A 13406-nucleotide genomic window follows, 5' to 3' on the forward strand; every position below is an offset into this window, starting at 1 on the left:
AATGAACCCCAAGCGTAAAAAACGCCTGCAGTTAATCCTGTTTCTGGTAATCGGATTTGGCGTTGCCGTCGGGCTGCTGATGTACTCGCTGACTCAGAATATCAATCTGTTTTATACCCCGACCCAGATGGCGTCGGGAGAAGCGCCTCACGGTCGTACCATTCGTGCCGGTGGTCTGGTGGTGGTTGGCAGCGTCAAGCGTTCGACCGATGGCCTGGCGGTAACTTTTGAAGTGACCGATGGTTCCGCCACGGTGCCGATTCACTACGAAGGCATTTTGCCGGACCTGTTTCGTGAAGGTCAGGGCATTGTGGCGATGGGCCAGCTCGACAATAACGGCATGATGCAGGCCTCTGAAGTGTTGGCCAAACACGATGAAAACTACATGCCGCCAGAAGTGAAGGAAGCGCTGGAAAAAGCCGACAAGGAAGGTCGCGCGGCCATGCAGGGAGCGATGAAAGCGGCAATGAATGACTCCGGGAATGATTCCGCGAATGAGTCGATGAGTGGAGCAAACTGATGCCTGGAGATGTTTACGGCATGCTGAGTTCGCTGCCCGAGTTTGGCCAGTTGGCGCTGATCATGGCGCTGATGGCTGCGTTTCTGCAAACCCTGGTACCACTGTGGGGAGTTGCTGCCGGTAATCCTCTGGCGATGTCTTACGCCCGCCCGCTGGCAGCCGCCCAGGCGCTGTTTCTGATGATCAGTCTGGTGGTGCTGGCCTACTGCTTTGTGCAGGATGATTTCTCGGTCGCCTATGTCGCTGCCAACTCCAATACCGCCTTGCCAACGCCGTACAAGATCAGCGCGGTGTGGGGTGCTCACGAAGGTTCGCTGTTGTTGTGGGTGACCTTGCTGGGCTGCTGGGGCCTGGCCGTTGCCGTCTTCAGCCGTTCACTGCCACTGGTGATGCTGGCGCGGGTGCTCGGCATCATGGGCCTGGTGGCGACCGGCTTTATTTCCTTCACGCTGGAAACCTCCAACCCGTTTGAACGGATTCTGCCATCAGTGCCGACGGAAGGGGCTGACCTTAATCCGCTGTTGCAGGACTTCGGTCTGATCGTTCATCCGCCAACCCTGTATATGGGTTACGTGGGGCTGTCGGTGGTGTTCTCGTTTGCCATTGCGGCCTTGCTGGGCGGTCGACTGGACGCTGCCTGGGCGCGCTGGTCGCGACCATGGACCACCGCGGCCTGGATATTCCTGACCATTGGTATCGCCCTTGGCAGCTGGTGGGCCTATTACGAACTTGGCTGGGGCGGCTGGTGGTTCTGGGACCCGGTTGAAAACGCTTCGCTGATGCCCTGGCTGGTGGCGACCGCACTGCTGCACTCGCTGGCGGTAACGGAAAAACGCGGTCTGTTCAAAAGCTGGACAGTATTGCTGGCTATCTTTGCCTTCTCGCTGAGTCTGTTGGGTACCTTCCTGGTGCGTTCCGGCGTACTGACCTCGGTACACGCCTTTGCATCAGACCCTGAGCGCGGTGTGTTTGTACTGGCACTGCTGGGGCTGGTCGTGGGTGGTTCACTGCTGGTGTACGCCATCAAGGCACCAACGGTAGCCTCGGTTGGTCGTTATGAATGGCTGTCGCGGGAAAGTTTCCTGTTGATGAACAACCTGCTGTTGCTGGTGGCCGCCTTTGCGATTCTGCTGGGTACCCTCTATCCACTGGCGATCGACTTCCTTGGCATGGGCAAGATTTCGGTGGGCGCCAGCTGGTTTAACCTGATGTTTGTGCCGCTGTCGGTGGCCTTGACGCTGATTATTGGTGTTGGTGCCATGAGCCGCTGGAAGCAGGACAAGTTCGACCGTCTGACCCGTGAAACCGGGCTGGTGGCGGTTGCCTCACTGATCTTGGGTTTCGCCGCGCCACTGCTGGCCAGTGGTGATATGAACTGGTCAGTGGTGCTGGGCATTGGTATTTCCGCCTGGCTGATTCTGGTCAGTCTGCGTGATCTGTGGAGCAAGTGTCGTGGCCAGATCAGCCGGATTCCAGCGCTGAGTCCCAGCTTCAACGGCATGATTCTGGCGCACCTGGGCGTCGCCGTGACAGTCATTGGCGTCACCATGGTGGCCAACTACAGCATTGAAGAGTCGGTCAAAATGGCACCGGGCGAGGAATTCACACTGGATGGTTACCGCTTCCAGTTTGTCGAAGGTGGTCATATCGAAGGCCCTAACTATGTCTCTGACGCAACCCACTTCCGGGTCTACGACGGTGACAAGCTGATCGCTGACCTGCACCCGGAAAAACGTCGTTATCTGGCTCGTGGTTCGATCATGACCGAAGCCGCCATCGACGTTACCCTGCTGCGCGACGTCTACGTTTCCATGGGCGAACCACTCGATAACGGAGCCTGGGGCATGCGTCTGCAGATCAAGCCGTTTATGCGCTGGGTCTGGCTTGGCGGTGTGCTGATGGCCCTGGGTGGCCTGCTGGCGATGTTCGACAAACGTTACCGTCGTAAGGAACAACCGGCAGCGGATGCTGCCCTGCAGGAGGCAACTGCATGAAACGGGTCTATCTGTTTGTCCCCCTGATTGGCTTTCTGGTGATGGCGGGGCTGTTTTTCCTCACCATCGACCGGGAAGACAAGGACGTACTGCCGTCGCCATTAATTGGTCAGCTATTCCCTGAATTTGACATGGTGGCGCTGGAAACCGGTGAGCCGATCCAGCGTGCCGATCTGCTGGGAAAACCGGCGCTGGTGAATGTCTGGGCCACCTGGTGCCCAACCTGCAAGGCCGAACACGCCTTCCTGAATCAGCTGGCAGCTGAACAAGGCATTCGCATTATTGGCATCAACTACAAGGATGAAGACGACAAGGCCAAACAATGGCTGGCGTCCTATGGCAACCCGTACCAGGGCAATATTTCCGACCCGGATGGCAAGCTGGGGCTGGAGCTGGGCGTTTACGGGGCACCGGAAACCTTCCTGATTGATTCCGCCGGAGTGATTCGTGGCAAGCACGTTGGCGACCTCAATGCCAAGGTGTGGAAGCAACTGCAACCCCAGTTCGAGAGCCTGCAATGAAACAGATTTACGGCCGTTTTTTGTTGCTGTGCGCCAGCCTGTTGCTGAGTGCCGCCGCCAGTGCGGTGGTGGAAGGCTACAAATACCAGTTCGACAGTGAAACCGATGTGCAGCGTTTTAATACGCTGGCGGAAGAGTTGCGTTGTCCCAAGTGTCAGAACCAGAACCTCGCGGATTCCAACTCGCCGGTCGCCAGCGACATGCGCGAGAAGGTTTATGAACTGATGCAGGGGGGCCAGTCCGACGACCAGATCGTCGATTATCTGGTTGCCCGTTATGGTGATTTTGTCCACTACAAACCGCCGGTCCGCAAGGATACCTGGTTGCTGTGGTTTGGGCCTGTGATTGTGTTCCTGCTCGGCCTGCTGGTGCTGCGTCAGCTGCGCCGCAGCCAGGGTTCGCGCAAACTGGCGCCACTCACTGAAGAAGAACAACAACAGCTTGAGCGCCTGAAGGCCGCTCAGCCCAATCACACCGATCCAAAGGCTTAACATGATCTGGTTGTTACTTGTTTTGCTGGTGCCACTGGCACTGCTGTTGCTGCGTCCTGTGTGGTACCAACCACAGGCGAATGTGCAGTCGGAAGAAAACCGTCGGCTGTATCAGGAGCGTACCGAAGAACTGAAAACCGCTGACCTTGAAGACGATGAGCGGCAAGTCATGCAGCTGGAACTGGACCGCGAGTTTCTCGCCAGCGCCACTGCCGAAAAAGAACAGCTGGCTATTGGCAAGGGCCAGTGGCCACTGCTGCTGGTTATGGTGTTGATCGCCGGGCTCGGTACCTTCCTGCTGTACGGCTTCTGGGGGGCGGACAACGAACTGCGGGCTACCGCCTTATTGAACAAGGGTGGCCAGGTCGAGCTGACCAGCAAGGAACGTGATGAACTGATGCAACGGATGGCCGTTGCCGCCCGTGCACACAGTGATAATCCGGAGTGGGCCTATCTCAATGCCCGCTTGTTGAGCGCCAATGGCGACTACGACAAGGCGGTTGCTGAGTTCCAGAAGATTCTCTCCGGCTTGCCGGAAGACGCTACTGCCGATCGTGCCGCCACTTTGACCCTGCTGGCCGAAGCACGTTTTTTCGCCGCCGATCAGCAAGCTGATGCAACCACATATGCACTGTTACAGCAGGCCATCGACCTCAGCCCGAACAACCGTCAGGCGCTGGGACTGGCAGGCATTATGGCGTTTGAACTGGGCAAGCTTGAGCAGGCGATTCAGTACTGGAAGCAGCTGTGGATGAGTCTGCCAGCCGGGCCGGAATCACAGATTCTGGTGCAGGGCATCCAGCGGGCGGCGGAAGAGCTGCAACAGCAGGGTACCGAAGTGGATCTCAGCTGGCTTGAACGTGCCGGTTTGCGGGTTGCCGTGGACATCAGTCCGCAAGCCAGGGCCGCAGTAGCGCCAACCGATACTGTGTTTGTGCTGGCGCGGGCGGTCAGTGGCCCTCCGGCACCGCTGGCGGTTCAGCGTCTGACGGTGGCGGATCTGCCGGTCAAGCTGACGCTGGATAATTCCATGGCGATGGTGGCTGGCATGAACATCGGTAGTTTCGAGCAAGTCGCCCTGGTGGCGCGGGTGTCGAAATCCGGTCAACCAATGCCACAGCCTGGCGACTGGGAAATCACCTTGTCGCCGGTGAACACCTCAGAAGCCGGTCCTTACCAGCTGGTGATCAGCAACCCGGTCGAGTGACCGGGTTCTGATTCGTCTTTCGAGCGATTTTTAGGATTACCGCTGGCAAGGCATGCCTTGCCCCTACAACAGAGTTGGAAAACACGGATTACCGTGTTCAATCCAAAGCGCCTCAAGATGAGCCAATTTGAGCAAAAAACGAGCAGAGTTCCCGCCATGGATGGCCGGATAACCCGGACTAAGGCAGGGATGCCGCATCCGGGTGGCTCGTTGTGAGTTTGAAGTGAAAATTGATTAGCGAATCGGTAGCGCAAGGCAGAGGCGGGAGGCCTGCCGCCGGGGAGAGAAGTTCTCCCCAAGAGGCATAAGGCGTTAGCCATTCCATTGTAGCCTTGTGTCTTTGAATCGGACTCGCGCCAGCATTGCCACCCCTACAGCAACCTTCCCTGATTCATTCTGTAGGGTCCCGGCATGCCGGGACTGAATACGAACCGGATCAGTCGAAATTCCAGCCCAGTGACAGGTAGGCCGCACCACCGTAGATTACGTTCTCTGGCAGGGTGACGGAGTTCAGGTCGTCGTACCATTCCTGGATCTTGTCGCGGTGGCTGTAGAAGCCGGTCACCAGCAACATGGTGCTGAACTGGTGGTTAAACTGGTAGCCAATACCCAGTTTACCGGTCACATCCAGGCCGCCACCAAAGCCGCGGTCGAGGCTGCCTTCAACACTGCTGTTGATGACTTTTTCGTACATTGGCGTACCGACGTCGAGTGAGAACTGGTAGCGCATGCCTTCGGACTGCTTCATGAAGTAGCTGTCATAGGCGATACCCACCATCACGCCAAAGCTGCTGGCGTCTTCAAATACTACGGTCTGGTTGGCTTCCGGGTCGTTGGCAATCTCAGCGAAATAATCATCTGCACTATTGATGCTGTTACCTGGGGCATCAATGTATTGCTGCACCACGTTCATCATATCGGCGTTGTTGCGAATGTAATTTTCGATGGTCTGGTTGTAGGTGTCGTTGGCGCTGCCAACCTTCCAGTCAAAACGGGAAAATGCAGTTTTCTGGTAATGCATGCCGGCGGTGGTGTACCAGCCATTGTGGAAGTGATACGACATCATCACGTCGAGGGTCTGGAAGTCCAGTGAGGTGGTGTTTTCCTGCACGTAACCGTCGCTACCGGCCAGTTTCCAGTTTTCATTATCTTCGAAGCTCAACAGGGTTGAGGTGGAAATAATCGAAAACCCCAGCGTGTCATTAACGGCGGTGTAACCACCGGAACGCTGTACGAAGTTGGTGGTTTCGAACTTCGATTTCATGTCGACGCCGTACCAGTCTTTCAGTTCTTCGCTGTAGTTGACGTACTGCATGCCAGCAGCGCCAAAGACGCTGAAGGAACGGTTTTCAAACTCCGCCCAGCAGGGCATGGCAAGAGCAGACAAGGCCGATACTGTCAGGCCCGATGACAGTAATTTCAGAAACTGTGAATTCATAAGTAGCTTCCTGCAGGAAATTGATTACTGAACTATACAAAAAGAGCATAGTCGAACTCAGGTTTGCTTGAAACTTGATCTGGTCAATGAGTGGCTGATCCTGCCACTCATCTATGTGCCACAGCCGTCAAAAGGATCAGTTGAACGCTGATCTCATGCCAGCCAGTGAGTTCTGGTCTGCCTTGATACGGATTTTGATAAACGGCCCCTGGGCGGTGAAGTTGGTGGCCGAAAAGTCGCTGTCGATAAAGCCGGTAAAGTTGTAGCCAACCCCCAGCCAGGTGTTGGTTTTCGGAATCCAGCCGACGGACATGCCCATGCCATGATTGCTCTGGCCTGCTTCATAGGAATGCAGGCGGCGGCCGTGGGCGCCAATATCCCAATGATCCGTCAGGTGACGGCGCCACTCGAGGGCGGCAAAGTCCACCGTGGCGGCATAGTCTTCCGAGTCGTACTGGCTCAGTACCCGTTTGATACCATATTGACCCGCGAGCTGATCGTCATCGGTGACGACCCAGTTGGCGTGGACATTATTGATCAGCTTGCGGGTGCGGTCCGGTGCACCACTGTCGCCGCTGGCATCCTGCACCCAACGGGTTTGCCACAGTACGGCGTAACGCGATTGTTGAGGTCGCAGTGCCAGGTCGAACATGGCGTCAGTCTGCTGGTCGTAGGCGCCGCTGGTGATGGAACGGAAATAGTCGATGCTGGCACCGGCTGCCAGTGATTCACTGAACGGATGGTAGATCGCACTGCTGCCGACCCATTTATCGGTGTCACTGCCGTCGCGGTATTCGATACGGTTATTCCATTGCCAGATACGGGTGTTGTAGCTGATACCGGTGTACATGGCGTAATAGTCTTCGGTCAGGTCACTGGACTCTGCCGGGGCATTGGCCTCGATATTAACGGCCTGGTCGAAGCCGAGGCTGGCGGTCCAGGCATCGGTGATAGCGAAGTCCTGCGCCAGACCAGACAGTGCCATTAACTGATAAGCGTCGTCTTGCTTGAGCTGCTCAACGCTTTGTTCGATGGTCGCCCCTTTCCATGGGGTGGTGCGAACACCAACACTCATACGCTGTGGGGCTGAGCTGCTGAAGCCGGTTTCGAAGCTGGAGAACAGACTGGTACGGTCGGTGAACTTGTAATCACCGGTCAGAATCATCTGGTCGTAGGCTTCACTGCGCTTGCTGATGTTGGCCAGGAAGGTTGCGCCCAACTGCAGACGTTTACGCAACAGTTGCTGGGTGACGCCAACACCGGCCTGATCGGTATAGGTGGTGCTGTCAGTGCCTTCAGCCTGGGAGTTGATCAGGCTGAACTTGATGCGCTGCTCATTGGTAATCGCATGGGACATTTCAACCTGGCTCTGGTAGGTGTCGAGGCCGGTGTCCAAGTCGTTATGGTGGAATATCACCGTGTTCAGACGGTCGCGGTCGTCGATGTACCAGGTCGCCTCAATGCCTTCCTTACGGCTGCCATTTTCGCTGTCGTCGGTGTCATCAACGCCATAGTGTTCACCCTGACGGCGCACATAAACCTTGGCTTGCAGGGCATCGGAGCGGTGGTTGATTTCAAGCCGGTGAGCGGAGTCGGTGTAGTCACCTTCAACCGTACTCTGGTTGCTCTGGCCCATTTCCGCGATGATTTCGGTGTTGCCCAGCTTGACTGTGGTATCAACCGCTGTCAGGCGGCCTTCATGATCCGGCTGATTCTGGTTGATGACGGAAACCCCGGCCTTGACGGTGTCATCCAGTAGTTTGACGCCTGCGCGGCCGCCAGCCACATAGCCGAGTTCTTCACCGTCGACTTCGTATTCAGCGACGATATAGCGTGGGTTAAAGTCTTCATCATTGGCGCGAATCGGCTGTTTGAAATAAATGGTGCCGTCGTCGTAGTCGATCACATAGTCGTAATCCCGCACCAATGGGGTGGAACTGACCACCACTTCACTGCGGTAACGATCACGAACTTCGATGGTGATCTGTTCGGAGCTGGAAACCAGTTTTTCACGGCTCAGGTGGTAAAGGCCGGAAGTACCATCGCCCTGGATCTGATCGCGGATGAAGCCGTTGTCGGTTTGCGACACAAAGGCGGTGCCTTCAAAGACTTCGCCGTGATATTCAGTCTGCAAGCCGGTCATACGGCGGTTGTAATCGGCCAGTTCGGTCTGCGTCATGTGGGTGGTGATGTCACCAAACATGGCATAAAAACGATTTCGATCGACCCGCACGTAGAGCTTGCGGCCAGAGCTGGCTTCGAGCTGTTGCTCGCTGGCATCGCCATAGAGGGTGTAATACTTGTCGGCGTCAATCAGGTGAGAGAAGGCCTCTGATTCTGGGCGGGCGCTGTCATAGGCAGCGGTCAGCAACCAGTCACCAGACACCTGACCCTGGGCATAGAAAGCGACCCGACCATCCTGATAGACGTTGTCATCAATACCGGCAGCACGACGGCTGGCAGCGTCACCCTTGCTCTGGTTGTAGCCCAGCGTCATATCACCCAGGCCAACCAGAATCCATTCCCGTGGTTGGGGTTTGAGCCACACCCGAATGGTGTCGGTCTGGCCGGTGGCGTAGTTGAAGGTCAGCTCTGCTTCGCCAGAGCGACTGGTCGGCGCCAGCCGGATTTTGGCGATACCATCACCGCCGACGGTGTACATCGGTTGGGCATCTTCCAGCAGTGGTGACGATTCCGCCTGTACTTTTTCGGAATACAGCGCATATGGCGAGGCAACCGCCACGGCACCTTGCAGGTTCGAACGAATCGGGTAGCCATCCTTGTCGAACAGCCGTACGGCAACCACTGGCGGGTTGATACCATCAGCCACCAGCTCGCTCTGATCTTCCAGCAGTTCGGCCCGCACGGCGGTTTCGGCCAGCTGCACCCGGTAGTCGAGGGTTTCTGTCAGCTGGTTCTGTTTGTCGAACACCTTGAGCTGGAAGCGGTTGGCGCCGGAGTCAATATCAACACCACGCCAGGTGGTAACCATCAGGTTACGGCTGTTGCTGCGGTAGACCTGGTCGATGTTGAGACTGGAAACCGGCTTACCGTCGAGCAGCAGCTTGATTGTCTGGTCCTTGCGATAGCGCACGGCGATGTTAACCGCACTGATATCCGGGCTGCGATCCAGCATTGGCCATACCCAGCCAGCGGATTCAGGCTGCTGGCTGAACCAGTTTTCATCGAAGTCCGGCATCTGTGGCGGTTGATAGTTGTCTGGTTTGATTGGCTTACGCAGACGACCCTGCACTCGCAGCGATTCAAGGCTGGCCTGGGCGCGCTCCGATTCAATCTGGGCACCGATGGATTCCAGTTTGACGGTTGGTTCGGCGGCCAGCAGTTTCACATCTACCCGCCGGTTGAGGGCACGGCCTTCGGCGGTGGCGTTGCTGGCGATCGGATCGTCCTGACCACGGCCAGAGGAGTCGATCTGGCTATCGTTCAATTGCAGCTGCTGCTGCAGATAATCGGCAACCGAGTCGGCACGGGCTTCCGACAGCGCCTGGTTGTCGGCATAGATATGACGGCTGCGCGGCGCAATGCGGGTGCTGTCGGTATGGCCAATCACTTCCAGCTGAATGCTCTGCAAGTCCGCCAGTGAGGTCACCACATTGTCGAGAGTCAGCTTGTCTTCATCGGACAGGCTGGCAAAAAAGACCTCGAATTTAGGCTGCGCCGGTTGTTTGACGATGCCTTTCGGTGGCGGAATACGCAGTCGGGCAGTGGTCACAACCGGTTTGATTTTGAGGCCTTTCTGATCGTCCACATCGAAGCTGGTCAGTGAACGGGTTTCCAGTTCACCGGCTTTGGTTTCACCAGAAACGATCGCCGTGAAGGTGATCTGCTGCTGCCAGACCTCCGGCTTGTCGCCCAGACGATACACCAGCGCATTGCCGTACAACTCCGGGTCCTGGGCTGGCAGGCCATCAATCAGGGTTGAACCGCTGCGGTAAACCACGCCTGCGGGCAAGGATATGATCTGACGCACGTTCTGAACCGCCAGGCCACCTTCACCGCTGACATCCACCTGATAAGCCAGCTGTTCCTTCACCATGGTGTTGAGTGCTTTGGCGGCGGCATCGTCAGCAGCCAGTGGCAGCAGCGACTGGGTCAGTTGCTGGGTCAACTCGGCTTCTGGCGGTTGCTTGCGCTTGAGGGTGTAATCGACCCGCCACAGGCTGCCCGCCTGAACATCGACAAACTGGGAGAAGTCGCGACCGGCGTGGAAGCCGAGGTTGTCACAGCGTTGCAGTTCGAGGTCGCCGGGAATGGTGACGGTATCGAGCTGCACGACGTGGCTGCCTGCGGTTACCTGCTCGATGTGCCATTCACCGTTTTCGTCCGTCACCACATAGGTGCCGTCTTCCATATAGATACGAACGTCGGCTACGCCTTCCTGCGGGGTTTCATTCTGGCAGTCGCCGATGTAGACACGGCCATACAGACGGGCGTAGTCCTTGAAAAAGTCGTCTTCAATGTCAACGCGAGCGTTGGCGACGTTGGCGCTGAGGACATCGTCAACCAGCTCAACCTTGTTGGTCAGGGTGCCTTTGGCGTTGGTGCTGATCTGTACCACATAGGTCAGTGAAGTGGTGCTTTCAGCGGCTGTGTCGGGAATCGAAAACAGCAGGGTGCGGCCGTTGCTGCTGATCACCGGGTCGTCGATAGACTCGCCGCCCCAATGGGCCGAGCCGCTTTTGTATTTCATGCCGACTGGCAACTGGTCACGCAACTGGCCATCGGTAAGGGCGACATCTGCCAGCGTCAGGCTGACGGTGAACTGCACAAAATCACCGACACCGGCGGTGGAAGGGCTGGCGGTCTTACTCAGCAGGACACCGGTTTCCAGTGGGTCTGCCGGGATGTCAGCCGCAAAAATATGGTCGCTGACGGTAAAATCGTTACCCAGCGAAATATCGTTGATCAGATAGTCATCGCCCAATGCGGCCAGTTCGGCGCTGCTGGCTTCGGAGGGGATCTGATAGTTGCTGGGTGGCTCAAACTCCAGTCGATAGTTACCGTTTGGCAAATAGGGGAAACGGAAACTGCCGAGCGGATTGGTTGCGGTGGTCGTTGCTGTGGTAGTTGCGCTGGCGGTTGTATTGCCGCTACCCGTGGTCGTCTCAGCAGACATGGCTGTGACACCATCGTCGTCATAGACGGTGGCTTCTTCGCCAGTATCGGCGTCAATAATACGCACTACAACACCGCTAATCAGGGCACCACTGGTGGCATCAAAGACGCGGCTGTAGCGGTCAAAATAACCGGTGTCCTTGATGGTGTCGGTGTAGTCTGTCGGATCGGTGTAGGTGGCGGTCACTACTTCGCTGGTGCCGACGGACAAGACGCAGTTATAGCTGAGTACGGATGAGTCCAGCGCGGTGGTGTTGATAACGCCGTAGAAAATACCGCTGTTGACGGCGGACTCGGTCAGTCGCACGGTTTCCAGATCACTGCCGTCGGCGTTAACCAGATCGACATCGAGCTGATCGGCTCGTACCGGGTTGAGGTTTTTGTCCTGGTCTTCGACCATCAGAATCAGCGGCTCGCCGACTTTGAAACCATAGTCCTGGCTACTGATGCCATAGCTGCCGGGCAGGCTTGAGCTGCTGCCAGAAAAATTGGTAAAGCTGGTGTTGGCGGTAAAATTACCGCTGCTGTCTGAACACTCGGAAGCGGCCAGACTGATTTGCTCAGCGGCACTGGCCTGGCTGAGGTGTAACAATTCCAGTGTGGCGCTGGTGGCCACCGGAGAAAAGCTGATTTCTCCCACGGTAAAGCTGGCTGAATCAGACTGACGCATGGCAGCCTGACCAACCTGATAGTTGGCGATGGCATGGTTGGTGATGACGGTATTGGAGGGTGTTACAGCCTGGCTCCACCCACTAATACCCATCAGCATGCCGGCCACTATTCCCTGGCCAAACGACGGACGTGACAGCACCCGGGGCAAAGCCCCGAATGCTGTAGTCCACACGCTGTTTATCCCAGGAAACAGAGTCATGGCTTAGTCGATGGTCACTTCGAAAGTGATCACGACCTGATCGTCAGAACCGCCAGCTGCGGTGATGGTCGGGATGGTCACACTCAGAACCGGGTTACTAGGATCTGTGGTGTCATCGTAGGAGCTGGTAGCTGGAGTTGCGCCGTCCAGTTTCACTGAGCTGGCAACGTAAGTGGTGTTAGCCGGGATAATATCCTCAACCACCACATTGCTGGCTGCCAGTGAACCCAGGTTGTTAACGGTCAGGGTATAGGTCAGAGTCGCGCCAGGAATGGCAGACTGGGTAGAGCCGCCCAGGGAGTCGTCGGTGACTTCAACGGTTTTGATCACTTCCAGATCCGGGAAGGTCAGCTGAATACCAGACATGGCGGTTTCTTCGTTGTCGAGGTCATCGTCAGCCATCACAACTTCAACCACTTCCATGTTGGCGGCGGTACCGGTGGCACCGGCAGTGGCAGGGTAGCTACCACCATCCTTGTCATAGGCGGTGTCGGCGTTGACGGTTGCCAGCAGCGCGGCTTTGGCACCGTCGTCACCAACAAAACCGTCTTCCACGTCCATTACTGCAAACAGGTATACGTAACCGACGGTACCTGTGCCATCGTCAGCCGGGATACCGCCAGTCAGCATTGCTGCGGCGCCGCTGACTTCATCAGACTTACCGGTCAGCGACAGAGCTGAAGTCGTCGCGGTGGTGGTTGAAGAAGTCAATTGAACAGCCGTAGCGGTGTTCAGGGTTGAGGAGTTGGACAGGTAGAAGGTCACGGTGTTGGCGACGGAACTGCCATAGGTCAGGCCACCGAAGTTCAGGGTATCACCGTTGGTACCTGTGTAGCTGGTACCGTCGTCCAGTGAGAAGTCACCGCTCTGCTCGTTGTAGGTCAGGCTGAAATCAACCGGGCCGTTGGAGTTGTTCAGCAGTTTGATCTGGGAAACGACAAAGCTCGCACCACCACTGTTGTCAACGCTTTGCAGGGTTGGCAGGTCATTGGTGAGATCGAAGTCGACTTTCAGGTCAACGGTGAAGCTGGTCGGGTCGCCTTCGGTACCGGTATCGGTTGGCTTGGAGCTTACAGTTGGCTGGCTGGTGTTACCCACTTTGTAGTCAAGGGTCGCGACGTTATCAACGTCAGTACCAGCGACGGTACCTACTGCTGCTGCATTCAGAGATACGGCGCTGAGGGCCACAACTGCTGGCAGCCAAAGGGCTTGTTGCAATTTCATGATG

At 56.7% G+C, this 13406-nt stretch carries 8 protein-coding genes; 5 read left to right on the forward strand and 3 right to left on the reverse strand.

Going from position 1 to position 13406, the window contains the following annotated elements; genetic code table 11:
• Window position 1 precedes the first annotated feature (1 nt).
• Genes ccmE through ccmI form a run of 5 tightly spaced genes read left to right on the forward strand, consistent with a single transcriptional unit; the run spans window position 2 to window position 4733 of the window.
• Entirely contained in the window at window positions 2–520 is a 519-nt protein-coding gene (ccmE, locus tag K6123_RS09305) for a cytochrome c maturation protein CcmE (RefSeq protein WP_221796941.1), read from the forward strand.
• Window positions 520–2514 (forward strand): heme lyase CcmF/NrfE family subunit, encoded by a 1995-nt coding sequence (locus K6123_RS09310; RefSeq protein ID WP_246624691.1) that lies wholly within the window; start codon window positions 520–522, stop codon window positions 2512–2514. Before ccmE ends, K6123_RS09310 begins: the two co-directional genes overlap by 1 nt.
• Window positions 2511–3035 (forward strand): DsbE family thiol:disulfide interchange protein, encoded by a 525-nt coding sequence (locus tag K6123_RS09315; RefSeq protein WP_221796943.1) that lies wholly within the window; start codon window positions 2511–2513, stop codon window positions 3033–3035. Before K6123_RS09310 ends, K6123_RS09315 begins: the two co-directional genes overlap by 4 nt.
• A complete protein-coding gene (locus tag K6123_RS09320) occupies window positions 3032–3526 on the forward strand; it encodes a cytochrome c-type biogenesis protein (RefSeq protein WP_221796945.1) in 495 nt (164 codons plus the stop codon). The genes K6123_RS09315 and K6123_RS09320 overlap by 4 nt, the downstream gene beginning before the upstream one ends.
• A 1-nt stretch (window position 3527) precedes the next feature.
• Window positions 3528–4733, forward strand: a complete 1206-nt coding sequence (gene ccmI, locus K6123_RS09325) for a c-type cytochrome biogenesis protein CcmI (protein ID WP_221796947.1) — start codon at window positions 3528–3530, stop codon at window positions 4731–4733.
• Between the two features lie 436 nt (window positions 4734–5169).
• On the opposite strand, the gene K6123_RS09330 is transcribed toward ccmI, so the two are convergent.
• From K6123_RS09330 to K6123_RS09340, 3 genes are all read right to left on the reverse strand, one after another.
• Complete coding sequence (locus K6123_RS09330; protein WP_221796949.1) at window positions 5170–6171, reverse strand: hypothetical protein; 1002 nt, start codon at window positions 6169–6171, stop codon at window positions 5170–5172.
• Window positions 6172–6307: 136 nt separating this feature from the next.
• Window positions 6308–12076, reverse strand: coding sequence for an OmpA family protein (locus K6123_RS09335; RefSeq protein WP_221796951.1), 5769 nt, complete (start codon window positions 12074–12076; stop codon window positions 6308–6310).
• 105 nt (window positions 12077–12181) lie between these two features.
• Entirely contained in the window at window positions 12182–13402 is a 1221-nt protein-coding gene (locus K6123_RS09340; protein ID WP_221796953.1) for a DUF11 domain-containing protein, read from the reverse strand.
• Between the last annotated feature and the right edge of the window lie 4 nt (window positions 13403–13406).

The sequence above is a fragment of the Oceanobacter mangrovi genome (genome assembly GCF_019740315.1).
GTDB lineage: Bacteria > Pseudomonadota > Gammaproteobacteria > Pseudomonadales > Oceanobacteraceae > Oceanobacter > Oceanobacter mangrovi.